The sequence below is a fragment of the Enterococcus sp. DIV0970a genome (assembly GCF_051711265.1).
Taxonomy (GTDB): Bacteria; Bacillota; Bacilli; order Lactobacillales; family Enterococcaceae; genus Enterococcus_D; species Enterococcus_D casseliflavus.
Map to the genome: position 1 here is coordinate 3,084,829 of NZ_JBIOMF010000001.1, position 25,027 is coordinate 3,109,855.

Below are 25,027 nucleotides of genomic sequence, written 5' to 3' on the forward strand. Positions count from 1 at the left end.
TAGAAGATAACAGATGGGAGTGTTTCTTATGTTACAACAATATCAACGAATCATGGTAGCCGTCGATGGGTCTAGCGAGTCAGAATTAGCCTTCAAAAAAGCCGTGAACGTGGCACAGCGGAATGATTCTGAATTGGTTTTAGCACATGTGATCGACACTCGTGCCTTTCAAACCGTTTCTTCTTTTGACGGCATGCTTGCTGAACAAGCAACCGAAATGGCCAAACAAACCTTGAAAGACTATGAGGATTATGCCCGCAAGCATCAAGTAACTGCGGTCAAAACTGTGATCGAATACGGCTCGCCAAAACCGATCATTGCCAAACAATTGCCCGAAGATCACGACATCGATTTGATTATGATCGGTGCCACTGGTTTAAATGCCGTGGAACGAATCTTTATCGGTTCCGTTTCTGAATATGTCATTCGCCATGCCGGCTGTGATGTGTTAGTTGTACGGACAGACCTAGAAAACAAAGTCCCAGCAAAAGACCACACGAAAGCTTAATAGTGAGACGACCTGCCGCTGCTTGGCAGGTTTTTTTGTACAAAAAAAGCCGCGACAAAAGCAAAAGATGCAACGAGCGCTCAGGTCTCATTGGTCTTTTTGACTTTGGTCACAGCTCTTTGACAAGTCGGTTATCCAAACTTGTACAGCAAAAAATGAAAGCAAAGTAATAGGTACTCCTATCTAACCATGTTTCCGCTTGATTGTAAAGAGTTTTTCTGAATTTTCTGAATAAATAGTTAATTTACCCATCCTTAAATAAAAAAAGCAAAGCGTCGCTTCCCTTAGGAAAAACGACGCCAAAATCTATGGTGATAATGGGCTATCCAGAGGCCGCTGGTCAAGAGAATCACAAAGAAAACCGGACCATTCAATAACCAAAAATCAAGCGAAGTCACAGCAAAGCCGTAAAGGATGATAACAATGATGGAAAGAAACAGCGTTGCGATCGTTCCAATGGCTAGCCCAAGACTCCCCGCCCCTCTCGTAAACAATTGACTGATGTTGGTCCAGTCCAAAAGCAGCAGCCGATAATCACGAGCAAAATATTTCAAGCACAAAAGAAAACTGCTCCAAAGTGCCCCTACTAGAAAAGAGACAGCCAAAATCAGTGGCATTTTGAAGAGAAGGACTGCTGCCAGCACGATGACTGCCGTTAAGCTCAGCTGCAATACGACGCCAAAGCGGAATTTTTCCCGCAAGTAGCGCTTCATCGATAGCGGCAAGGAGCGGACAAACAAGAAATTCTCCTGATCCAGTGAGATCAAATTACTGATAAAAGAAGTCGGGTTGACCATCAATGCTGCCAAGGCGATCCCCGCCACAAAAACGACACCGATAAACCGCTCATCCAATTCACTTAACTGAATCGCTCCTGTAAACACAAAGGACACTAAGAAAATGATGGGCATCAGCAATGAAGAAGAAAAGACTTGCATGATCAAATTCGGATCTCGGATCAACTGCGAATTGTAATTAAACAACAGCTGGCCCAATCCTTGGTTGGGTTTATGCTTCCGACGAACACTCCCTTGGTTGGGCGCCGCGGCTGCCACTTGCTCATAAAACTTCGGCAAGATCAATCGATAGAGGGCAAAAAGCAACACGCCTGCTGTGACGATGATCCCTAGCAAGCTAAGCAAACCAGTCGTTTGAAACGGTGCCACCATCACATAATAAAAGGGCAATAAAAAGCTGATCGCTCCCCGATCTACCACGTCTGTCTCATAAGTATTCACCTGATTCATCATTAAGACCCCGATCACAACAACCAGCATCGTCACGCCTAGCAATAAACTAGTGACCAATTTTTTATGCTTCAAGAAAAACTTGGTGCGGGTCAGGCTGAAGACGATCAAGCTGCAAATGCTGAAGATCAAGACTAAAAACAAGCCGAACAGCAAGAACGCCCATAAGATCGTCAACAAGAAAAAGACGTTTGCCCGAATCCCTGTCAGGAGAAATAAGACCAACAGAGGAAAAATAAACGGCGCAACGGTGAGAAACACCACCACGATCTTTGCCAGAAAAATTTCACTCTGTCGAAAAGGCAGCGGCAAATACGCTGGCAGATCTTGACTCTCGAAAAAGACATTGTAAATGGACGAAATCCCTTGGGAAAAGCCTAAGATCCCGAACAAAGCGACATAATAGGTAAAAAAGCCTGGCATCTGACTAAAATCCAATGTAATCATCGTCAACCCATAGACTAGCAGAAATACTACCCCAGAAAACGCATATTGAAACAACAAATAACTGGTCAAAGTCGAACCAGCCTTGCCTTTTTTGCGGGCTTTATCTGTCAGTTGGGGATTGGCATACCGCAAATTAACGGAGGTCAGAGTCAGAAATTGTTGTTTTCGCATCTACGCTTCCTCCGCTTCTGCAAGAATCGCTTCTTCTTGACTTCTCCCAGTCATTTGCAGATAGATCGTTTCCAAAGAAAGCGACGGATGCTGTGCCAGCAAATCTGCCACTGAGCCATTGTACAGCAGCTCACCTTTTTTCAAAATCGCCAATTGATCGCACAACTGCTGGGCGGTGTCCAAGACGTGGGTGGAAAAAATCACGGTCTTGCCCTTGGCAGCGTGCTGTTTCATCATTTCTTTTAAATCATACGCCGCTTGGGGATCTAAGCCTTGTAATGGTTCATCCAAGATCCAAATGTCTGGATCGGGGATCAATGCCCCAATCAGCAGCGTTTTTTGCCGCATTCCATGGGAAAAGCTGGCGATGGTCTCTTCTTCATGAGACAGCATATCAAACAAGCGCCCTAATTTTTGCAAACGCTCGGCCTTTTCCGCTGCTGGCACCTCATACGCTGCGGCAATCAAGTCCCAATACTCCCCTGCCGTTAGCTGTAAAAACAAATCTGGCGTGTCTGGCACATAAGCAATTTGTTTTTTTATCGCTTCGCGATGTTCCACGAGGGATTGGCCATCAAAATAGATTTCCCCACTCGTCGGTTGCAAAATACTCACTAAGCTTTTGATCGTGGTCGACTTCCCTGCTCCGTTGTGTCCCAGAAAGCCAAAGATCTCCCCTTGACGGATCGTCAGGGAAAGATCAGACAACGCTTTTTTTGGTCCATACTGTTTCGTCAGATTCTTGATCTCAATCATTTTCCTGCCTCCTTATTCCATACCTATTGTTATCTTACGCTGAAAAGCAGGAAATGAAAAATGTTTATTGCCATTTTTAACAAATCAATTGACAGGAGCTGCAAAAACAAAGATAATAAGAGCACTTTAGGGGAGTAGCACATGGATCGTTCCATGATCTTAGATCAACAGCAAGCGGGAATCCGCTGGTTTAAGATGTTTCTTGCAAGACCTAAGTGGCAAGGGGCCGCTTAGGTCTTTTTGCAGTTTAAAATGGAGGGAAAACAGTCAATGAGTTCAAGTAAAATGAAAAAAGTGACCGCCGGCGGACTTTTAGTCGCCATGGGGGTGGTCTACGGTGATATCGGTACGAGCCCGCTTTACGTAATGAAAGCCCTGGTGGAGGACAATGGCGGACTACGCACCTTAACACCCGATTTTATCTTAGGCAGCGTCTCGCTCGTCTTTTGGACGCTAACGCTGTTAACGACGATCAAGTACGTCTTGATCGCATTAAACGCGGATAATCATGGAGAAGGCGGGATTTTCTCCCTTTATACTCTAGTTCGTAAAAACAGCCGCTATTTGATTATTCCAGCAATCATCGGGGGCGCAGCCCTGCTAGCAGATGGCGTGTTGACGCCAGCCGTGACGGTGACCACTGCCATCGAAGGATTACGGGGGATTCCAGTCTTTTTTGATCGCTTCGGCAATGACCAATCGATCATCGTCGGCATCACCTTAGCAATCTTATTGGTCCTCTTTGCCCTGCAGCGCTTTGGGACTGAGTTTGTCGGCAAAGCCTTCGGACCGATCATGCTAGGCTGGTTCACTTTCTTAGGGATCGTCGGGGTGATGAACTTTGCTGGTGACCTTTCGGTGATTCGCGCCCTTGATCCCCGTTATGCGATCAATTTGCTCTTTAGTCCCGATAACAGTGCCGGTCTCTTTATTCTCGGCAATATCTTTTTGGCAACGACTGGTGCGGAAGCCCTCTACTCAGACTTAGGTCACGTGGGCAAGAAAAACATTTATGCCAGCTGGCCCTATATCAAAATCTGCTTGATGCTAAATTACTTTGGTCAAGCGGCGTGGTTGCTGCAAGTCTATCAAAACCCGACTTATCAAGAAATCGAAAACTTGAATCCATTCTTCCAAGCGTTGCCGCAAGGGTGGACAGTCTTTGGTGTCAGCTTTGCCACCCTCGCTGCCATCATAGCTTCGCAAGCCCTGCTGTCTGGCTCCTTTACCCTGGTTTCTGAAGCCATCAAGTTGAAACTATTGCCGCGGATGCAAATCATCTATCCGGGGGCGTCTATCGGGCAAATGTATATTCCTGCCTTAAACACCTTGCTGTGGATCGCCTGTTCTGGCGTGGTCTTGTTCTTCCAGACCTCTACTCGGATGGAAGCTGCTTATGGATTGGCCATTACGGTAACGATGTTGATGACCACTATTTTGCTGTATTTCTACTTGCACCAAAACAAGAAGACCCGTTTCTTGGCACCGTTCATCACGCTCTTTTTTGCAGCGATCGAGGGGATTTTCTTTATCTCCAGTGCGACCAAATTTTTCCATGGCGGTTACGTTGCCATCTTATTAGCCAGCGTGATCATCGGCGTGATGCTGATTTGGGAATGGGGCAATCGTATTCAAGAAAATGCTGCCGAAGAAGTTGCGCTTTCTACCTACATCCCTCAATTGAAACAGTTGCGGGAAGATGATTCTTTGCCGTTATCTCAGACGAACGTCGTCTTCATGGTTCCTAAACTGCAAGACGATCAGATCGGTCAGCAGTTCATCTATTCCATTTTAGACAAACGGCCAAAACGTGCCAAAGTGTATTGGTTCGTCAATGTGGAAGTCACCGACGAACCCTATACGAAAAAATATGAAGTTTCGATGGCAGATACCGATTTTATCGTTAAACTAAAGCTTTATCTCGGCTTTCGGGTGCCGCAAGAAGTCAATCTCTACATTCGCCAAATCATTCAAGAATTGATGAAAGATGGTCGCTTGCCGCTGCAGCCTCAACGCTACTCCTTAACGCCTGGACGCAATGTGGGCGATTTCCAATTCGTGATGATCGAAGAAGAGCTGTCGAATGCAACTGCATTAAGCAAATGGCAGAAGCAAGTCATGCAGACGAAGCTTTTTATCAAACGCCATACCATTTCACCTGAACGCTGGTTCGGCTTAGAATACAGTGATGTGGTTCATGAGACCGTTCCATTAGTCATCGGTCAGATGAAAGAAAGCTCTCTGACAGAATTACGCATCGAGGAACGCTAAGAAACCGCCAGTACTGGTTGAACTTTCTGATACTTTCAGGTACACTGAAAAGACAAAGACACAAAGGAGGGAAAACTACCATGATGCGCATGACTAAAATAACAAGTAATGAAAATTACCAACGATACCATATCGCATTTAGCCATGCAATTGGTTTTACAGTTGCTGTTGACGGGACGAGTCTGTCCAAAACAGTTACATTTACGTAAAATCAATGGCCATCTCAAGGTATTTTTCTCAAGAAAATCTGAGTTTAAATAACACTGGCCATGGATATCCATGGCCTTTTTGAGTGGTCTCAAGGAGAGAGATCATGATTATACAAGCAATTGCTATTAAAAAAACCATCGGCGGGAATCCGTTATTTGAGGAGTTAGCCTGCCAAATCGAAGCTGGGGAAAAAATTGCCCTAGTCGGCATCAACGGAACGGGCAAATCAACCTTTTTACAAATCTTGACTGGCAGTGAAGGCGTCGATAGCGGCGTTATCAGCCGCCAAAAAGGCTTGAGGATCGGGACGGTCGAGCAAGAGCTGACAGTTTCTGAAGCAACCGTTACCCACTACCTGCTCCATTCTGCTGCTACCATTCAAGAACTCAAGCAGCAAATGAGCCATTACGAAGCCTTGATGGCAGAACCCGATACTGATTTAGAGAAGTGTCTGATCCGTTATGGCGAACTGCAGCAGCGCTTTGAAGAGCTGGGCGGCTATGGATTGGAAGACCGTATTTCCGCGATCTTACAAGGCTTAGGAATTCCCCATCGGCAGGACGCACGCTTAACAGAGCTTAGCGGCGGTGAACGGGTCAAAGTCGCTTTAGCCAAAGTGCTAGTTGCCGATGCTGACTTGCTGTTACTGGATGAACCAACCAATCACTTGGATCTTTCCAGTATCCGCTGGTTGGAAAATTATTTACAGAATACGAAAAAAGCGGTTCTAGTCGTTTCTCACGATCGGCACTTTCTCGATCAAGTCACCACCAAGACCTGGGAACTGGAAGAAGGCGCCTTGGTTGAGTATCCTGGAAATTACAGCCGATTTCGTGTCTTGAAAGAAGCTCGCTTGGCGGAGCTGACCAAAAATTACGAACTGCAGCAAAAAGAAGTCCAGCGGCTGAAAGTCATGATTCGTCGGTTTCGTCAGTGGGCCCATGAAGGAGACAATGAATCCTTCTTCAAAAAAGCCAAAGAATTGGAACGCCGCCTAGCGAAACTAACGCTGGTCAAACCGCCAGCGCCCCCGAAAAATCGGCTGCATGGCTTGGCAAATGGCGGAAAATCAGGCAAAGAGGTGTTCATGGTTCACGATTTGCACCAGCAATACGCCGATCAGCTCCTATTCAAAGACAGCACTTTTGCAATCTACCGTGGGGAGCATCTAGCCATCATCGGCGACAATGGTACAGGAAAATCAACCTTACTCAAATTACTTCTCGGTGAGGAGCTTCCTAGCGGCGGCACCATCAAGCGCGGCAGCAGCTTACAAATCGGCTATTTGCCCCAACAGCTGCAGTTTGCCGATCCTGAGAGCCGCTTGTTGGCCTACGTACAGACGTTGACAGGAAACGAAGAGGCTGCTCGTCGGCAATTGGCCAAAAGCGGGTTTTATCAAAGTGATGTGGCCAAACGAATCAAAGATTTATCTGGTGGTGAAAAAATCCGTTTGGCGTTACTGAAACTCTTTTTAGAAAAAATCAACGTCCTGATTTTGGATGAACCAACCAATCACCTCGACAGCTATGCCCGAGAAGAAATTGAAGAAATGCTGCAAGATTATCAAGGGACCCTGCTGGCAGTCAGCCATGACCGCTACTTTTTACAGCAGCACTTCCAAGAGGCCCTGGTCATTGCACAGCAGCAAATCACGCGCCAGTCCCTGAGCCCCTTGATTGACTAAGACATTGATTCGCAACAAAAAAACTTGATTTTCCTATCGTATGCATGGGTTGTTCAATCCATGTGTAGGCGGAAAATCAAGTTTTTATTTTTTGATCAATGAATGTTGCCGATCAAGTTGCGGATCGGTTTTCTAGCTAAATACAAGATGATGCCGACAACAACGGCTACTCCGCCGACGATGCCATAGTACATCCCTTCTGTTTGCGGTGTGTAGAACCGAGCGATTTGCGCATTGATGGCTTGTGAAGAAGCGTCTGCTAACAACCAAATCGCCAAAGTTTGTGCTTCGAAGGCTTTCGGCGCTAGTTTAGTCGTCACCGATAAGCCCACTGGTGAAAGACACATTTCCCCTGCAATCATAATGAAGAAGCTCAATACCAACCATAATGGGCTGACCCGTTCTTCTACTCCAAACAAAAGGCTTGGCAGCATTAGCAATAGAAAGGACATACCGGCTAAGACTAAACCGATGGCAAACTTCACTTCTGTCCGTGGCTGACGAGAGCCTAGTTTGGTCCACAACCAGACAAAAACAGGTGTCAGTAAGACGACAAAAAGTGGATTTAAGGTTTGATACAAACTTGCTGGAATATTGATGCCGAATAACGTCGATTGCGTACGGTCAGCGGCAAACAATGCCAAGATCGATGAGCCTTGTTCTTCTAATGACCAAAAGACGATCGCTGACAAAAACAGCGGAATGTAGGCCAACACTTTTTTCTTTTCATCTGGCGTGACATCTTTCGAACGCAGCATTTTGGTAAAGTAGTAGATCGGTAAGAAAATACCTAGAACACTGATAAAGTTGATGAAGAAATCAACCGTCAGATGGCCAGTTGCAGCTGCTGCGCCAAACAACACTGCCAATGCGAGAAGAACTAGAACGACTGCTCGGAAGAAGGTTTTCTTTTCGGCTGCCGATAAGGGATTCGTTGGCGCGATCGCTACACTTTTCAACGTTGTTTTTCCTTGCACATAGTACTGCACCAAACCGATGAACATCCCGATGGCAGCAATCGAAAAACCTAAGTGGTAGTTGACCTCTTGGCCTAAGATACCGACGATGATCGGTGCTAACAAGCCGCCGATATTGATCCCCATATAGAAAATCGAGAAACCAGCATCCCGACGGATATCGTCTTTGCTGTATAAATGCCCCACCATACCCGACACGTTGGATTTCAAGAGTCCGGTTCCAATGACGATCAGCATCATGGACACAAACAACGCTGGAATCCCTAAAGGTGTTGCCAAGACGATGTGTCCTAACATGATCAAGATCCCACCATAAAAGACGGATTTATTTGATCCTAAAAGACGGTCCGAGATCCAGCCGCCAACAATACTTGACATATACACTAAGGAACCGTAAATCGACATGATCGCTACAGCCGTTCCTTTTGGCAACCCTAAGCCGCCGTTGGCAACTGCATCGTACATGAAGTACACCAAAATCGCCCGCATACCATAATAACTGAATCGTTCCCACATTTCCGTGAAGAATAAAGTCGACAGCCCTCGCGGCTGACCTAAGAATGTTTTTTCTTTTTCCATATGTAATGGCCCCTTATAAAAATTAATGAAAATAAAATAGCGGAATTTTTCTGAAAATTCACAAATGCCAGTTTATTCCCATTTGGCAACTTTTACAAGGGTATTTCCCTGAGAACATCTTGTAAAAAAGGAGGGAAATTTAAATTCAAATGAAAGCAAAATGAGAAGCCCTCCACCTAGGTGCAGTATGAGCCAATTTTCATATGTATAATTATTAAATTTTCTGTTTAAAAAATTAGAAAATGGTCTTCACCAATTTTTCTCTCTAACCCCATTTTGCGGACTTTCCTACAAAAAAAGCACATGCAAGCATTTCTCTTGCATGTGCTTCCTCTTCTATTCTAAGAATTAGCCGCGTAAACGTTCCACATCACGAGCGATCATTAATTCTTCATCTGTTGGGATCAAAAGTACTTTGACTTTTGACTCTTCAGTTGAGATCACTAATTCTTCGCCGCGTTTTGCATTTTGATCGGCATCTAATTCGCAACCAAACCAAGTCATGCCTTTGATAACTTCGCTGCGGACGTGGGCATCATTTTCACCGATACCAGCAGTAAAGACGATTGCATCGACACCGTTCATGGTTGTGACATAGCCACCGATGTATTTACGGATGCGGTCAGTAAAGACGTCATAAGCAACTTTGACTTCTTCTTTGTCGTAGTTTGCTTCTAGATCGCGCATGTCGCTGGAAATACCAGTTAAGCCTAATAAACCAGATTTTTTGTTTAAAACATCCACCATTTCATCGATGTTCAAATCTAATTTTTCCATTAAGTAAGGCAAAACAGCAGGATCGATGTCACCTGAACGTGTGCCCATCGTTACACCAGCTAATGGCGTGAAGCCCATTGATGTATCTACTGATTTTCCGCCGTCAACCGCCGTGATCGACGCACCGTTTCCTAGATGGCAAGTGATGATTTTTAGTTCTTCGATTGGTTTGCCTAACATTTCTGCCGCACGCTCAGAAACATAACGGTGGCTTGTACCGTGGAAGCCATATTTACGTACTTTAAACTCGTTATAGTACTCTAATGGCAAGCTGTATAGGTAATTGTGTTTTGGCATCGTTGCATGGAAAGAAGTATCAAAAACAGCGACACTGATGATTTCTGGCAAGATTTTTTTGAAAGCAGTGATCCCCATCAAGTTTGCTGGGTTGTGTAATGGCGCAAATTCAGCCAATGCTTGGATGCGTTCCATCACTTCGTCTGTGATCACAACTGAATCAGGGAAATCTTCTCCGCCGTGAACGACGCGGTGACCGACGCCAGTGATTTCATCATAGGCACCTAAAATGTTTAATTCGATCAGTTGATCCAATAACATTTTTACAGCTACTTCGTGATCGTTGATGTCGATGATTTGTTCGAATTTTTGATCTTCCCCATATTTGATGGTAAAGATAGAATCTTTCAAACCGATTCGTTCAACGATTCCTTTAGCGACAACTGTTTCCTCTGGCATTTGATATAATTGCCATTTTAAACTTGAACTTCCAGCATTGATTGCGATTGTTTTTGACATGATGATCTCCTTATCCGAATTATATTACAGATTTGCTGCTTTCCAAGCCGCAAATTGTTCAAAAAGTTTTGTGATGTTCTTTGGTTCTTTCAGTGAGGCGAGCTTGACCAGCAAGACTTCGTCTGCTTGTTTGCTTGTCCCTCCATGGTTTTGTAAAAGCAAAATACTTTTACGTGAATGTTCATTTTTAAAGAGTTCTTCAGGAAGCTGAATCATTCCTTGCAAATAAACCTTTTCTTTCAGCCATTTTTTCAAAAATTCACTCTGTTCCGTTTCCAAGAAGTTGCTTGGTACTAAGAACAAACCGTAACCGCCAGCTTTGACATAGTTCATCGCTTGTTCCATCAACAAATGATGGGCGTAACTGTGCCCTTCTGGAGCCGCCGTAATGAAGCTGCGGGCTTTGTCATCTTGTGGGTAATAGCCCACCGGTAGATCGCTGATCGCCAGATCCATCGGTTCGATCAAAAGCTCTTGCAAGCCATCTTGATGGAACAAATGCAAGGGCGCTTTGGTCCATTCGCCAGTCGCAGCTGCGATCGCCAACAAGGTTTCGTCAATATCCACACCGGTTCCTTCTACTGGACGCTTCGCTAATTGCAGATTCAGCAAGACTGTCAATAAGAGATTCCCCATGCCTACCGATAAATCAAGAAGTTTCACTGGTTGGTCGGCACTACTCAACTGCTCGATCAAATAGACGAATAAAAACCCAAGACTATCTGGTGTCAGTTGGTGATTGGCCTGCAGGCGCTCCGTTTGGCTGCCTTTCAACAAAACCAACTGCGCAAGCTTGCGTTTTTCTTCTGCCGATAGTTCCATTGCTCGAATTTCTTGATAGATGGTTTCTAAACGAGCAGCAGTTGCTTCATCTGGTACCCCATCGATCACGCGAACTTGGTATTGATCAACAAAATTTTCAATCGTCTCTACGTAAGCATCAAAAAAAGACGTTTCCAATGCGTTTTGAAGCAGTTGGATCGCTTCAACGGTCAAATGAAAAGACGTTTCCATTTTTTCTGCGGACATCTTGCACCTCTTTTCAAAACTATAACAACATATATACCTGTTTAATTTTAGCCGATTCATCCAAAATAATCAATCGCTTTCGTTTAGAATAATTTGTGAAGCTGTAAACATTCTTTTTCTATTTCTGTATGAAAAAGGATGGTCGAAACAACCATCCTTTTCCTGTACTATTCTTCTTGGTCATCTGTGTCTATTTCAGGCTCTTCTTCGGGTAACAAAAAGGTAAATGTAAAGCGGCGGCTTTTGACGTGGCACTCGATCTGTAAGAGTTGTCCTTGCCGTTCATAGGTCAACTTTCCTACATTATAAAGTCGTGACCCTTGATCTGCCAATTCGTTTTGCAAGAATTCCGCATGAAACAGTTCGCTCATGATGCGGGCTTCATAGGTTTCAATGGTTTTTGTATAAAAAAGGGCTGTTGTGCGGCTGTTTTCTAACACTAGCAATAACATCAAGCTCAACAGCTGCACAAACAACAATGCTGTGAGTAAAATACCGCCTTTATGCCACCTCTTGTGTATGAATTTTCCATTGTCCAATTTTCTGCTCTCCATTCTCAAAGGAAACGGTAAAGCGGATCGCTGCGCCAATTTTCTCAAAAGACACATCCGTTACTTCTGTCAATAGTGGTTGATACCCATTGTTGTCCCGCTTTCGCAGCACGCGATTGATGCGATCGATGGTGACCGAATTGTTTTGACTGCTTCGCAAATACAGTGTGGTCTCACTGACCGATAGATAGGTACAGGTACTTAATTCCCGTTCCAGCTGAAACAAAAACACATGCCATTCTTGATCTTTGCGAGCCATGATCTGCTGATTGACGGGTGCGAGGTGCTTGACGATCCCGCTGATCAGCAATAAGCAGATCGCCAATACCCATAAAGACAACAGACACTCCAACAAAGTAAAGCCTTTACTCTTCATACACGATCTCCCAGAGCTGCTCGCAGCTTTGGATGCGTGCTTGTTGATGCTGCGCTGCTTGCCAAAAGTGAACTTGATAGACTGCCTGACGCTGCGTCGTGTAGGTAATGGTTGACGCATCAAAGGAGTGGTTCTGGACTTCTTCATACAGCACCCGCAGCATTTGGGCTTTTTCTTGCAATGCCGCACTTTGCGTCAGTGAAGCGGTCTGCATTGCTAAAAACAGTAACACACAAGTTGCCAAGACCCCAAAGCCAATCAGGTTTTCTGCTAAGATGAACCCACTATTCAACGATTTTTTCATAACGGCCACTCCCAAATAAAAACTTATAGCTGATGGTTTGCTTTTTCTCATGCCAATAGAAAATGATCCTTCGCAGACTGCTGTTATTGCCGGATTGACTACTAAAAAGAATATCGGGAAACGCCTGCATCGCTAGTTGAGGAGGAACGTCGATCTTGGTGACTGGCTCAGTTGCAGCGCCGTAAAATGAAACAGTTGGTGTTGGCTCTGCTTGATAGATTGCTCGGGTTTGTGTGTTATCGATGATGGCCGATTGCTGCAAGGTATAGAGTCCTTTTTCTAAGCGAGCACAAAAGCCGAAAACTTCCGCCGATCGTTGATAGTACTCGATAGCCACGACGGGGAAAAAGAGAAAGAGACTACTGACCAAGAGTACCAAGAGACTTTCCATCAAGGTAAACCCAGAAAATCCCCTAGTGCCATTGTTCTCACTTTCCCTGCTCATAAATCGCATATTGTTCCTCAGATACATACCCTTCTGCAATCAATTCTTCTTTCGAAGGCACCCGATCTTCATTTAGACGAAAGAGTTCGATCTGGGTTTCCACTACTTTCACGATCGCCGCATTTCCTTTCTCATCAATGATTCCTCTTTGATTGGCAAGATTTGGGACAAACAACAAAACCAAAATACTGATCACTAATAAAACGACTAGCATTTCAACCAATGTAAAGCCTTTTTTGACACGCCAAATCCCCTGCTTGCGAGGAGATGCTACTTTCTTTTCTATCATTCGATCACTCCTTGGATATTTCCATAGATTGGTAAAAACATAGCGGCATAGATCCCAACGATCATTAAAGCAACCAACAAAAAAATCAGAGGCTGAACCCAGTGAATGGCTTTTTCGATTCGTTGAAACAAGCGTTCCATCAATAATTGACTGTATAAAAAAAGCTCTTCTCCTAACTTTCCTCGTACTTCTCCTTGAAAGACGATCAAAGAAAATTCGGGTGTGAGAAACGAGAAATGACGAAGTTTTTCTGGGAGTTCGCCCCCAAGTGTCAAGGTCACTCGCAGTTCTCGTGCTAATTCTTGGATCAAGGTAGCTTTATTGGTGTGCTCCATACACTCAATGATCTGTTGAATATCTAACCCTTGCTGAAACAACTTGCCCCATTCCAATGCGAAAAAACTCGTGTGATAACTCGTGTACAATGCTCCGAACAATGGCAGGTGGCTGAAAAACACAGCTTTTTGCAAGGCAGTGCGGCGGGCAAACATCCAGCGGCTGATCACAAAAAGCAGCACACTTAACAACAAGAAGAGGATAAGTACTGCTGGTGCCCAAGTGATGGCGCGAATGCCCCAATGACCTTCGTCGATCATGCCAGAGGCTAGCAATTGGGGCAATAAAAAGCGGTGCATCCCAAAAAGCGCAGCTATTAAAAAGACCAGTAACAAAAGCGGATAGGCAGCTACTTTGTACAGCAGCTGTTTTTGCTTGTTGACCAATTTATGGTAGTCGACCATCCGCCGCAAGGTCGCCGTGAGATCCCCATGATTTTCTGCTAAATGAAGCTGACTTTTTTCAGTAGCCGATAACGACAACGGCGCTACCGCTGCTGCAAAGCTTTGCCCTTGGGCGAGATGGACAATTAGCTGTTCGATCACAGGTTCAGAAAACTGGCGGCTGCGCAGCAGCACTTGGAGGCTTTCTTGTAGGGAAAAGCCACTCTCCAATAACACCGTGAAGGTGACTAAGAGGGCTTCAGTTGCACGGCGTGGTAGCTGGGGCTTCTTTTTCATAAACTTCATCGCTGATCCACCCACTTTCTTTCACTTGTTTTAATACCTGCTGCCACTGTTTTTCCACTTGCCCCTCATAAAAGTGATATGCCAGCAATCCATGAGGTTCATTCGCTTCATTTGGCAACAATCGCTGATAAATGATCCCTTGCAGCGCATGTGCCAGACGATCGTCTGTCCCGAGCAATTCCAGCAGCCGCGTCTTGGTTTCTGCTACACCTCGGGCATGGATCGTGGCAAATACTCGGTGACCTGTCAGAGCGGCTCGTACAGCGGCTTGCGCCGTTTCTTTGTTACGAATCTCGCCGATCAAAAGCAGGTCTGGACGATGCCGCAAGGACAAGCGAATCAATTCATCATAGTCTTGTTCGATCTTCAAATTGGTTTGCAGCTGTAAAAAGCGCGGCTCCTCGATCTCCACAGGATCTTCGATGGTAATGATTTGCCACTTGGTTGCCCGAGCTAATTGATACATGAGGGTCGATTTCCCTGAGCCAGTGGGGCCAGAAAACAAATACAGCCCTCTTTGTTTGGTTGCCTGTTGGATCTGCTGGACGTCTTCTGCAAAAAAATAGCGCAGGTGCTCCTGAGTCAAAGGATAAAGAAACCGCATCACGAGACTTTCACGCCCTTGGTAATCACCGACTGTGGAGATGCGCAGCCGCTGCAGCTGATCGCCTAACGGATAACTGACTGCTCCTAACTGAGCTTTGCGTCGTTCTCCCACCTCCATTCCTCCTAAAAATTTGAAGCGAGTGATCAGCTGCTGGGCTTCTTCGTTGGTCAGTACTTGATAGGTCTTTCTGAGATAGCTTTTACTGAAAATCACCTCCATCTGTGTACCGCTCGGCAAAATGGCCAGATCCTGCATGCGTTCTTGTCTGCCATAATGAATCAACTCATCTGAGAATGCTTGAATATCCACGACTTATCCCTCCTAAAAAGAAATACGCAAACGCTTTGAGAATAGAAAAAAAGGGCTCTATAATTTATGGGGCTGTGACATAAGTCCATAGAAGAAAACCGCAAGAAATGACGAGAAATCGTTCATTTCTTGCGGTTTTTTGGGTAAAATAAAAAGGAGCACCGGTTGCCGCCAATGCCCCATCATTTAATCCTGAAAGGACTAAACAAAATGTATACTAATTATAACATGAATCAACTCACTTTGGATCTATCTACTTCATTTTCTCCAAAAGAAAATCATGTCGCCGTTTTTATCCATGAACTGGTCGAAGCGCTTCAGATTAATGACCCCTATCTTTTTGGTCGACCAAGAGAATATGATTTAGGTGCCATGATGAAGTTGGTTCTTTTTGCGTATACGCGAGAAACCTTTACAAGTCGCAAGATTGAACGCTTAGCTGAAGAAAACCTATATGCTCGCTGGTTGACGCAAGAACGGGTTCCGACTTATCGAACGATCGCCCGTTTTTGTGTATCTAACGATGTGCAGGAGTTGACCAATAAAGGCTTAGATCAGTTGACAGAGTATCTGCGTGCACGGAATCTGATTGATGATGCGTTGTTTATTGACGGTACAAAAATCTTGGCAGATGCGAATAAGTACAGCTTTGTCTGGAAGAAAAACACGATCCGATTCGATCAAATGAATCGCGAAAAACTGCTTACTATGATGACGGAACTAAGAGAAGCGTATGCCCTGAAACAGATTCCCGAAGGGACGACCTTGACAGTAGACATGATAGATGAACTGTTAACACGGATGGAACTACGTCTGGAAGAACTAGAAAAAGAAGTTGAGGCAACGAAACGTCTTTCGCCAAATCCAGCGAAACAACAACGGCGAACGTTGAAAAGCCAAGTACGCAAATTAAATACAAAACGAGAAAAAGTTCTGGAACATCAAACGCAGTTTTCTACTTATGGGACAAGAAACAGTTATTCAAAAACTGATCATGATGCGACATTCATGCGCCTAAAAGAAGACCCTATGAAAAATGGCCAACTTAAGCCTGCGTATAACCTGCAAATCGCTACTTGTAATCAATTTGTACTCGGCTACGATGTCTTTCAAAACCCAACAGACACTAAGACACTGAAGCCATTACTGGAAAAGATGAAGATTGCACAAAAGTCCCCTCATTATTTGGTCGCCGATGCAGGCTATGGTTCAGAAAGCAATTACCGCTATATAGAAGATGAACTTCCCCAGCATACTGCACTGATTCCTTATGGAACGATGTTTAAAGAACAAAGCAAGAAATGGCAGACAGATGATCGGAAAGTAATGAATTGGGATTATGAGCCTAAGGAGGACTTTTACATCGACCCCAAAGGGGTACGATTCAATTTTCATGCTTACCGTCAACGAACAGATGCGGATGGATTTGTCCGAGATTTTAAAGAATACCAAGCAGAAAAAACGGATGCGAACCAAGCGCTCATTCCTGAAGCCTTAACCCCAAAGGGGAATCGCAGAAAGATCACTGTAAATCCGTCTTGGGAATACCATAAAGAAAAACAAAAAGAGCGCTTATCAACGCCTGAAATTCAAAAAATATATGGTCGGAGAAAGATCGACGTGGAAACAGTCTTCGGATTTATGAAGGCTTGTTTGGGTTTCACTCGATACACGGTTCGGGACTTAGAAAAAGTCAGAAAACAGACGGGTTTACTCATTACGGCAATCAATATGATGAAACTGACAAAAATAGGTACTTGAACTACCCAAAATGAATAAAAAAAACAAGGAGCACTCGAAAAATCACATGATTTTCGAGTGCTCCTTATATTTTGGAGAGCGTAACTAGTTAACTTATGTCACGCCCCCATTTTCATTTTAGGTATTAAAAAACATATCGTTCTCTAGTATGATTAAATCACCACAAAATAAACAACTGAGAGGACGATATGCTATATGAATGATTCTATCAAAAAAATGCTGAGAATAATAGAGAAAGATTTGATGATTACAGAGGTCTCTTACGAGACCCTTCAGAAGAAAAAGACGTTGGTCGTCGATGCTGTTCTCTCGCCTACTCCTCGTGCTTGTAGAAGTTGTGGTTCTACTGTGGTAGATGGAAACGGGAAAGCAATTATAGTGAAAAATGGGAAGAAGGAAACGATTGTCCGTTTTGAACAATACAATCATATGCCTTTGGTTATGCGCCTAAAAAAACAGCGCTATACCTGTAAAAACTGCCGAACCCATTGGACTACTCAAAGTTATTTTGTCCAACCCAGACATTCAATCGCAAATCATGTTAGATATAAAATTGCTTCTTTACTGACTGAAAAAGTATCTTTATCTTTTATTGCGAAAAGCTGTCAGGTATCTTTGACCACCGTTATTCGTACATTGAAAGAGTTTAAAAGCTATTTACCAAAGCAATCTAAGAAGATTCTCCCCAGAGTATTGATGGTTGATGAATTTCGTTCGCACGCTTCCATAGAAGATAAAATGAGCTTTATTTGCGCAGATGGCGAAACAGGAAAATTAATAGATGTTTTGCCTACGCGTAAATTACCTCGATTAACAAGCTATTTCTTAGGTTGTACCAATCCAGAAGAAGTAGAATTCTTGGTGACAGACATGAACGCCGCCTACTTCCAGCTCACCAAACGTGTTCTGCCAAATGCGAAAGTAGTGATTGATCGGTTTCATATTGTCAAACACATGAATCAAGCGTTCAATGAGTTGCGTATCCGTGAAATGAATGAACTTCGTAAAGCCGGACAGAAAAGCCAGGCAGAAAAACTGAAAAAGAACTGGCGCTTTTTGCTAAAAAATCGTGCAAACATCAACCATTATGAATACAAAACATGGAAAAGTTTCCGAGCACCAAAATACCCATTTCTTACTGAAGCAATGATGATTGATCGATTGCTTGAGTTTTCTACGCCCCTGAAGGAGGCGTATCCCTTTTTTCATGAATTAGTTGAAGCCTTTCGAGACAAAGACCCTGACTTGTTTTTCTCCTTATTGACAGAACTTCCCGAAACGTTAGATGACAGCTTTCGGGAGAAGCTTCAAAACCTTCTGACCTATGAAGAAGGCATCACCAACGCAATGATCTAACCTTATTCCAATGGAAAAATAGAAGCGAAGAATACCACATAAAGACAATGAAACGAGTATCCTACGGATTTAAATCATTCGAGAACATGAGAATTAGAATCTTTTTGATCAATCAATTAATCAAAGTAAGATAACAAAAAATCTGAGCCAGAATGTGGTTCATTCTGACCCAGATTTGATTTTGCACAACTCATCAGTCCTTATTGACAAAGAGCCAAAAAAAGATGAAGCAAATTTGCTTCATCTTTCATCACTTCTTTATTCCTGCGGGTCTTTTGCCACAAATTGGGCTTCCACCCGATAGATTCGCTGCCCGCGGCTTGAGAATTTTTCTTCATATTCCGTCATGATATTGTTCTCAAAGGTACTGTTATGCAGGTCCAACCAAACTTGTTTGATGATCATGCCATATTGAGAAAAGCTCGCTAAGGAATACTCAAACAATCCTTGGTTGTCCGTTTTGAAATGGATCTCGCCATTAGGTCGTAAAATTTGCTCGTCCACCGCTAAAAAGGCTTTAGAAGTCAAACGGCGCTTCTCATGCTTCTTCTTAGGCCATGGATCAGAAAAATTCAAGTAGATCTGGTCTACTTCATTGTCCGCAAAATAGTTGGTCAAAGCCGAACCATCCACATGCAGCAGCTGCAAGTTTGGGATCTCCTGCTCGATCATTTTATCCAATGCGATCGAAACGACACTGATCTGCATCTCTACCCCAATATAATTGATTTCGGGATGAGCTTTCGCCATTTCCGTAATAAATTGACCTTTTCCCATGCCGATCTCGATGTGTAGCGGATGATCATTGCCAAAGCGTTCATGCCAACGCCCTTTCCATTCGGTAGGCTCTGCAACGACGTATTGTGGATGAGCTTCAATCAGCTCTTTTGCACCTGCACGTTTTCTTACTCTCATGTTTCTTCCTTTCCGAAAAAACAAGATGGAACCAAATTGCCTCGCTCCATCTTCTCTTCATTCACTATAAATTCGTTTTAATTGTAAAATCTCTGCATTCATGGCTTTGTAATCGCCCCGCAGATAATATTTTTTGACCTCTTGCAGCATACTCAACAATGCATACCAATAAATCTTTTCGATCACTTCGCTGCTGCTATGGATACCGTAGCGCACCAGCCAATGGGACCAGCTGGATAGCGGCACATAGTGACCTAAAATAGTCCCGATATCGATTGCTGGATCTGCAAACATCACGGAATCCCAATCGACTAAATACAAATAGTTTTGACAAACCAGCCAATTTCGATAATTGACATCGCCATGGACGACCGCGGCTTTTTGCTCGTCAAAAGCTGGAATATTGGCTTTTAAATACTCGGTGACCAAATGAATAAAACGGTTTTGAGCCACCGCAGAAGGCAGCTGATCTTGATAATCCATCAGCATTTGTTCAGGCGATCTGACTTGTCCGCCGATTTTGCTTAGCATCTGTGCCAGCGTTTTTGAATGATGCAAGTGATACAACACATCAATGACGTCATTTCTTTGGCCGATCTCATCGGGATCTAAGACCCGTCCATCCAGCCATTCTTGTGCGGAGAGCGTATCCCCATTTCCCGTCCGTTTCGTCCAGACGAGTTTGGGTGCAATGCCCTCTTTAGAGAGTGCCGCAAGCATCGGGGTCGTATTTCGTTTGATAAAGACTTTGTCGTTGTCCTTGAGCCCGATATAGGCTTTCCCGGTGTCGCCTTTGATCGGCCGCATACGCCAATCTTGATCCAAGCGAATATCCATCCTAGCTTCTCTCCTTATTTCGCAGTACCTCTTATTCTAGCTTCCTAAAGGGTCGCCGTCAAGCGCATATGCGTTCGCTTTTTGTAAGAGAGGTTTCCTGAGGATCAGGCGTGCATTTTCTTTAATCGCCCTGGCAAGTAGATGCCTAAAAAAAGACCCGCAAAGAGGAAGAAGCCCACAAAAGCGATGCCCCCTTGCCAAACAACGGGCAAGCGCAAGCAACAGATCACGCCGAAAAAAACAGTCGTCACAAGCAAAAGTGACCCGATAATATTTTTGATTGCTGCGGCTTTTTGTTTTTCTGGCACGGGATACAAATGGGTCAAAACCATGTATTGAAATTCATTGATCAAAGGGATCAGTTGGAAACCGATCAGATAAAGAAACAAGCAGCCGATCAGCAGACTGATCCAAAGCTCATCGACAAAGAATAAGACGAAGCCACCAATCAAGGATAACCGGACATAAAGACCGCCGTATTGCCCACCACGAATCACTCGGCGCAAGTAAAGATAAAGATACGTATTGCTTTGGGCTGGTTTGATCTTTGCCAGCAACCAGTCGAGGTATTTGCGTCGTTTGGCTTCCGTCGTGATTTGGGGAACATCTGTAAACAAGTTGATAAATCGATAGATCCGTAATAAGCGCGATTGCTCGGCTTGGATCATATAGTCCCAATCCAAGAGCTGACGATTAGATTTCACACCAAAGAGGAACCAGATTGCTTGGAGGATGCTGATCACCAACCCTAGCCAAGGTGCTACATAAATACTGGCAAGTGTGGCAGCTAACGCACTGGCGAACCAGATTCCTCGCTGCTGTTTGACTTGCTGCTGTGTTTCTTGATACAACCGAATCCGCTGCAGTGAAAAATCCCCCAGTTTTAACAGCCACATCATTCCTAAAAAGAAGGGAAAGGAAGCAAATGTACTGTTTGCTGTGACCACGACTAAAGGCATCGTTGCTCCTACGGCTAAAAATAAGACCCCAAAGGGCAGCCAGAGGGAATAACGCAGGGCTTGACTGAGGTAACTTCTCATTTGCCCTTCTTTGGCTAACAGAAAAATCAAATCTGCCGGTTTCGTCAGTGTCGCTAAGCGTCCCAGCGGTAAAACGAAGAGCCAAACAGCGACCACGATGATGCCGCCTAATGGAAACGGCCGAGGCAATGTTTTTAGCAATTCTGAATAATACAGCCCCAGACCTCCCACTAAGAAGGTGCTGATCAAAGCAAAATGATCATTGAAGACATAGCGCAAATAGCGTGTCATCTGTTTTTGATGCCGCTGTAAGCGTTGCGAGAAAAACTGCTTCATGCTTGACTCTCCTTTGTCAGTGCGAGGTACAGATCATCAAGGGAGGCTTCTGGTGCTTGAAATTGGCTTCTTAGCTGCGCCAATGTCCCTTGTGCGCGGATCTCACCGTTATGCAGTAGGATGAATTTGTCACAATACTTCTCTGCGGTTGCTAAAATATGGGTGGACATCAAAATTGATGCCCCGGTTTGTTTCATCTCATTCATCAGTTCCAATAACGCATTGATCGCTAAAGGATCTAATCCTAGAAAAGGTTCATCAATGATGTAGACGCTTGGCTCAATCAAAAAGGCACACAGCACCATGACTTTTTGTTTCATCCCTTTTGAGAAGTTTGCTGGGAACCAATCGAGTTTGTTTTCTAAGCGAAAGGTTTTTAATAAACGCTCCGCTCGCTTCATGGCTTCTTCTTGCGGAAGATCATAGGCCATCGCTGTCACTTCAATGTGCTCTCTTAAGGTCAATTCTTCATATAAAGATGGGGTTTCGGGAATATACCCGATTTGTTTGCGGTATTGCTCTGGGTTTTCCTTCAAGGTCAAGCCATCGATCGTGATCGTCCCGCTGTGAGGTTGCAGTAACCCGATGATTTCTTTGATCGTCGTGCTCTTCCCTGCCCCATTCAAGCCAATCAGACCAACGAGCTCACCATCGCCGATCGTAAAATCAATATTTTTTAAGACTGGCAGCTGGTTATAACCGCCTGTCACATTCGCTACTTGTAAAGTCATTCTTTTCCTCCGATTCGCCTAATTACGGCTTTCTGTCAACGTAGGCTCTTTTTTCAATCCGCTAGCAAAACCGTTGCTTATTTTTCTTTATTCGTGACTTGTAAGATAAATTCGTTTTCTCCCACTGTAATGGTTTCTTGCGGCAATTCTTGGCTGCCAAAGCGTTCTTGCCACAGTTGTGCATCACTCGCTGGAAAAATGACCATTTGGATCGCACCGGCGGCAAGACGGGTGGTAAAGGCTTGAACAGCAGCAGGTTCAGCATAGGAAACCAGACTGATCCTCAACTCTTCTTTTTGATACCCTTGGTCGATCGCCCAGGTCTCAATGGCTGTCTCCAATTCACTCTGCACCGTAGGGTCCATCGCTGTTTCAGTGACGATGGCGGCATTGACTACTTCTTCTTTTGGACGCGTTAGCGAATAGGTGATCGAACCTGCGAACACCACAAAAAGCGTGATCGCAATCAACCATTCTTTATAGGCATAAGCCAAGTAGCGGAGCTTCGCTGAAGTCGTTGTTTTTTTCTGTAAGGTTTCTTTGATGATCGGTTTCATAGGTTCCTTCTTTCCAATTGATTTCTGATATTAAGTCTAGGGTTGTTGGAATCTAAATGCAAGCGTTTCTCGCTCGCTTTTCGCATTTCTTTAAAAAAGCGCCTTTGTTGAAGGAACAGTTGCCTTGTTCCGACTTTTTCAAAGAGGAAACCAGACGAAAAAAAGCAAAATATGGTAAAGTAGAGGTAATAGATCAAGGAGGTTTTTTTACAATGGAAAATTGTATTTTTTGTAAAATCAACAATCGTGAGATCCCTAGCTACAAAGTCTACGAGGATGAGCAAGTTTATGCCTTTTTAGATATTTCCCAAGTCACCCCTGGTCATACATTGGTGATTCCCAAAACCCATGTGACGGATATTTTTGAGTACGATGAAACGTTGGCAGCAGCGGTTTTTGCCCGTATCCCTAAGATTGCTCGGGCGATCGAAAAAGCATTCCCTGAGATCGAAGGCTTAAATATCATCAACAACAATAAAGAATTGGCGTACCAATCGGTCTTCCATTCCCATGTCCATTTGATTCCTCGTTACAGCAAAGACGATGATTTCAAGATCCATTTTGGCAATCACGCAGACAATTACACGGGGGAAGAACTAGCGGCAATCGCCGAAAAAATTGGAAAGCAGGTGGACTAAATGATCGGCAATTTTCTTAAAGGACTATTATTCGGGTCCATCGCCGGCGGCTTAGGCGGTTTGCTTTTTGCACCGAAAAGCGGCAATGAAACCCGTGAAGAATTGATTCGCTATTTAGATGACACGACAGAAGCGACCTTAGAATTCAATGACAGCGTCAAACAGCTAAAAGATGCCGTAATGGTAACCCGCAAAACGATCGACGAAACGATCCCTGTTGTTACGGAGTCTTTCACGAAAGATTTGGAAGCCTTCAAATTCCAAGCACAACCGCGCCTTGCTCGGATCAAGACTCAAATGGAGCAATTGAATCAACACATTACGACGATTCAAGCCCAAAGCGCCGAGGATGACAAACAAATCGAAAATTTGTAGTTTTTATGAATTTTGTTTGAAACATCCACTGTTTTCTTCCCAACCATTTCTAGAAGTGGTATAGTAGGTGCAGTGATTATTATGAATCTTTTTAGAATTAGGAGTGCTTAAACGAATGAAGAAAAAATTACTTTTAGTAGCAGTCAGTGCAATGAGTCTTTTTGCATTAGCGGCTTGTGGAAACTCAAGTGAGGAAATCGCAACAATGAAGGGCGGTAAAATCACTGTTCAAGATTTTTATGACAAAGCAAAAACAAGTTCAGAAAACCAAAATGCGTTGCGTCAAATGATCGTCTTAAAAGTCTTTAATGAAAAATACGGCGATGACGTGACTGAAGAAATGATCGACGAACAATTCAACAACGTGGCTGAACAATACGGCGGTAGTGATTCCTTTGAATCAACCTTGACTGCTTCTGGTTATACGGTGAAATCTTACCGTGCAGAATTGAAAGAACAGCTTGCGTTACGTGAAGGCTTAAAAGCCAACATGGATATTACTGATGAAGAAATGAAAACTGCTTGGGATTCTTTCCACCCAGAAGTAGAAGCACAAATCATCAAAGTAGCAAGTGAAGATGATGCCAAAGATGTCTTAGAAGAAGCGAAAAAAGATGATGCTGACTTTGGCGAAATCGCTAAAGAAAAATCAACGGATGCAGCAACAAAAGAAGATGGCGGAACGATCAAATTTGATTCTACGTCAACTGCTGTGCCAAACGAAGTGAAAACAGCCGCTTTTGATTTAAAAGATGGTGAAATCTCTGAAGTGATCTCTGCAACCAACACGTCGACTTATACGACGGAATACTATATCGTGAAAATGGTGAAAAACCAAGACAAAGGCAACGATATGGATAAATACAAAGATGAACTGACTGAAATTGCTCAAAACACGTTGTTGAATGATTCAACCTTTATGGCAGCAACGATCGGTCAAGAATTGCAAGCAGCCAACGTGAAAATGAAAGACTCTGACTTAGCAGACTTGCTTTCTGATTACATCACAGCTGCTGAAACAGAAGATTCAACTGCTGACTCTTCTGCAACGGATGCAACAGACAGCTCTGCAGCAGATTCTTCTGCTACTGAGGCAACCGATGATTCTACTGCAACAAGTGAAAGTGCTACAGATTCTTCTGCTGAATAAACGAAAAAAGAAGTGCCGTCATAGCGGTGCTTCTTTTTTTGTGCCGATTAGATTTCTATCTACGATTCAA

The 25,027-nt window shown here is 44.0% G+C and carries 25 protein-coding genes and 1 pseudogene; 9 read left to right on the top strand and 17 right to left on the bottom strand.

Annotated features, from left to right (window positions below; genetic code table 11):
• Positions 1-28 precede the first annotated feature (28 nt).
• Positions 29-508 (top strand): universal stress protein, encoded by a 480-nt coding sequence (locus IGK14_RS14900; RefSeq protein ID WP_010749033.1) that lies wholly within the window; start codon positions 29-31, stop codon positions 506-508.
• A 284-nt stretch (positions 509-792) separates the two neighbouring features.
• Here IGK14_RS14900 and IGK14_RS14905 read toward each other — a convergent pair whose 3' ends face one another.
• Entirely contained in the window at positions 793-2,373 is a 1,581-nt protein-coding gene (locus tag IGK14_RS14905) for a hypothetical protein (RefSeq protein WP_010749032.1), read from the bottom strand.
• Positions 2,374-3,129, bottom strand: a complete 756-nt coding sequence (locus IGK14_RS14910) for an ABC transporter ATP-binding protein (protein ID WP_005227750.1) — start codon at positions 3,127-3,129, stop codon at positions 2,374-2,376. It abuts the gene before it with no gap.
• Between the two features lie 270 nt (positions 3,130-3,399).
• Between IGK14_RS14910 and IGK14_RS14915 the strand changes: the two genes are divergently transcribed.
• The 3 genes from IGK14_RS14915 to abc-f all read left to right on the top strand — a co-directional run bounded on the left by IGK14_RS14915 (position 3,400) and on the right by abc-f (position 7,297).
• Complete coding sequence (locus IGK14_RS14915) at positions 3,400-5,400, top strand: KUP/HAK/KT family potassium transporter (protein WP_005227748.1); 2,001 nt, start codon at positions 3,400-3,402, stop codon at positions 5,398-5,400.
• An 80-nt stretch (positions 5,401-5,480) separates the two neighbouring features.
• Positions 5,481-5,609 carry a hypothetical protein gene (locus tag IGK14_RS14920; RefSeq protein ID WP_010749031.1) on the top strand — a complete coding sequence of 43 codons (129 nt, stop codon included), beginning with the start codon at positions 5,481-5,483 and terminating at the stop codon, positions 5,607-5,609.
• A gap of 104 nt (positions 5,610-5,713) precedes the next feature.
• Positions 5,714-7,297, top strand: a complete 1,584-nt coding sequence (gene abc-f, locus IGK14_RS14925) for a ribosomal protection-like ABC-F family protein (RefSeq protein ID WP_010749030.1) — start codon at positions 5,714-5,716, stop codon at positions 7,295-7,297.
• A gap of 95 nt (positions 7,298-7,392) precedes the next feature.
• Here the strand turns inward: abc-f and IGK14_RS14930 are convergent, their stop codons facing one another.
• From IGK14_RS14930 to comGA, 10 genes are all read right to left on the bottom strand, one after another.
• On the bottom strand, positions 7,393-8,853 hold the full coding sequence (locus IGK14_RS14930) for a peptide MFS transporter (RefSeq protein WP_010749029.1): 1,461 nt from the start codon (positions 8,851-8,853) through the stop codon (positions 7,393-7,395).
• 348 nt (positions 8,854-9,201) lie between these two features.
• A complete protein-coding gene (locus IGK14_RS14935) occupies positions 9,202-10,386 on the bottom strand; it encodes an acetate/propionate family kinase (protein WP_005233419.1) in 1,185 nt (394 codons plus the stop codon).
• Between the two features lie 24 nt (positions 10,387-10,410).
• Positions 10,411-11,415, bottom strand: coding sequence for a class I SAM-dependent methyltransferase (locus IGK14_RS14940; RefSeq protein ID WP_008382040.1), 1,005 nt, complete (start codon positions 11,413-11,415; stop codon positions 10,411-10,413).
• Between the two features lie 167 nt (positions 11,416-11,582).
• Complete coding sequence (gene comGG, locus IGK14_RS14945) at positions 11,583-11,954, bottom strand: competence type IV pilus minor pilin ComGG (protein WP_010749028.1); 372 nt, start codon at positions 11,952-11,954, stop codon at positions 11,583-11,585.
• Positions 11,917-12,342 (bottom strand): competence type IV pilus minor pilin ComGF, encoded by a 426-nt coding sequence (gene comGF / locus IGK14_RS14950; protein WP_010749027.1) that lies wholly within the window; start codon positions 12,340-12,342, stop codon positions 11,917-11,919. Before comGF ends, comGG begins: the two co-directional genes overlap by 38 nt.
• A complete protein-coding gene (locus IGK14_RS14955) occupies positions 12,332-12,646 on the bottom strand; it encodes a hypothetical protein (RefSeq protein ID WP_010749026.1) in 315 nt (104 codons plus the stop codon). Before IGK14_RS14955 ends, comGF begins: the two co-directional genes overlap by 11 nt.
• Positions 12,627-13,100: a competence type IV pilus minor pilin ComGD gene (gene comGD, locus IGK14_RS14960; RefSeq protein ID WP_010749025.1), complete on the bottom strand. Its 474-nt coding sequence runs from the start codon at positions 13,098-13,100 to the stop codon at positions 12,627-12,629. Before comGD ends, IGK14_RS14955 begins: the two co-directional genes overlap by 20 nt.
• Positions 13,075-13,380 carry a competence type IV pilus major pilin ComGC gene (comGC, locus tag IGK14_RS14965; RefSeq protein WP_010749024.1) on the bottom strand — a complete coding sequence of 102 codons (306 nt, stop codon included), beginning with the start codon at positions 13,378-13,380 and terminating at the stop codon, positions 13,075-13,077. Before comGC ends, comGD begins: the two co-directional genes overlap by 26 nt.
• A complete protein-coding gene (gene comGB, locus IGK14_RS14970) occupies positions 13,377-14,405 on the bottom strand; it encodes a competence type IV pilus assembly protein ComGB (RefSeq protein WP_010749023.1) in 1,029 nt (342 codons plus the stop codon). The genes comGC and comGB overlap by 4 nt, the downstream gene beginning before the upstream one ends.
• On the bottom strand, positions 14,359-15,321 hold the full coding sequence (gene comGA / locus IGK14_RS14975) for a competence type IV pilus ATPase ComGA (protein WP_010749022.1): 963 nt from the start codon (positions 15,319-15,321) through the stop codon (positions 14,359-14,361). The genes comGB and comGA overlap by 47 nt, the downstream gene beginning before the upstream one ends.
• Positions 15,322-15,531: 210 nt before the next feature.
• Here comGA and IGK14_RS14980 point away from each other — a divergent pair, with 210 nt between their 5' ends.
• A complete protein-coding gene (locus tag IGK14_RS14980; protein ID WP_430599240.1) occupies positions 15,532-17,082 on the top strand; it encodes an IS1182 family transposase in 1,551 nt (516 codons plus the stop codon).
• 195 nt (positions 17,083-17,277) lie between these two features.
• Positions 17,278-18,572: pseudogene (locus IGK14_RS14985) on the top strand (ISL3-like element ISEfa11 family transposase).
• 124 nt (positions 18,573-18,696) lie between these two features.
• Here the strand turns inward: IGK14_RS14985 and trmB are convergent.
• The 5 genes from trmB to IGK14_RS15010 form a co-directional block, all read right to left on the bottom strand.
• Positions 18,697-19,353, bottom strand: a complete 657-nt coding sequence (trmB, locus tag IGK14_RS14990) for a tRNA (guanosine(46)-N7)-methyltransferase TrmB (protein WP_005227731.1) — start codon at positions 19,351-19,353, stop codon at positions 18,697-18,699.
• Positions 19,354-19,410: 57 nt separating this feature from the next.
• Positions 19,411-20,190 carry a phosphotransferase family protein gene (locus IGK14_RS14995; protein WP_005227730.1) on the bottom strand — a complete coding sequence of 260 codons (780 nt, stop codon included), beginning with the start codon at positions 20,188-20,190 and terminating at the stop codon, positions 19,411-19,413.
• A 104-nt stretch (positions 20,191-20,294) separates the two neighbouring features.
• Positions 20,295-21,506: an ABC transporter permease gene (locus IGK14_RS15000; RefSeq protein ID WP_010749020.1), complete on the bottom strand. Its 1,212-nt coding sequence runs from the start codon at positions 21,504-21,506 to the stop codon at positions 20,295-20,297.
• Positions 21,503-22,237 carry an ABC transporter ATP-binding protein gene (locus IGK14_RS15005; RefSeq protein ID WP_005227728.1) on the bottom strand — a complete coding sequence of 245 codons (735 nt, stop codon included), beginning with the start codon at positions 22,235-22,237 and terminating at the stop codon, positions 21,503-21,505. Before IGK14_RS15005 ends, IGK14_RS15000 begins: the two co-directional genes overlap by 4 nt.
• Before the next feature lie 77 nt (positions 22,238-22,314).
• Complete coding sequence (locus IGK14_RS15010; RefSeq protein ID WP_010749019.1) at positions 22,315-22,794, bottom strand: hypothetical protein; 480 nt, start codon at positions 22,792-22,794, stop codon at positions 22,315-22,317.
• Between the two features lie 212 nt (positions 22,795-23,006).
• On the opposite strand from IGK14_RS15010, the gene IGK14_RS15015 reads away from it, so the two are divergent.
• The 3 genes from IGK14_RS15015 (at position 23,007) to IGK14_RS15025 (ending at position 24,957) form a co-directional block, all read left to right on the top strand.
• The gene (locus tag IGK14_RS15015; RefSeq protein ID WP_005227719.1) at positions 23,007-23,432 is read left to right on the top strand and encodes an HIT family protein; all 426 of its coding nucleotides are present in this window, start codon (positions 23,007-23,009) and stop codon (positions 23,430-23,432) included.
• Positions 23,433-23,807, top strand: a complete 375-nt coding sequence (locus tag IGK14_RS15020) for a YtxH domain-containing protein (protein ID WP_005227717.1) — start codon at positions 23,433-23,435, stop codon at positions 23,805-23,807.
• Positions 23,808-23,922: 115 nt separating this feature from the next.
• A complete protein-coding gene (locus IGK14_RS15025; RefSeq protein WP_010749018.1) occupies positions 23,923-24,957 on the top strand; it encodes a peptidylprolyl isomerase in 1,035 nt (344 codons plus the stop codon).
• Positions 24,958-25,027: the final 70 nt, after the last annotated feature.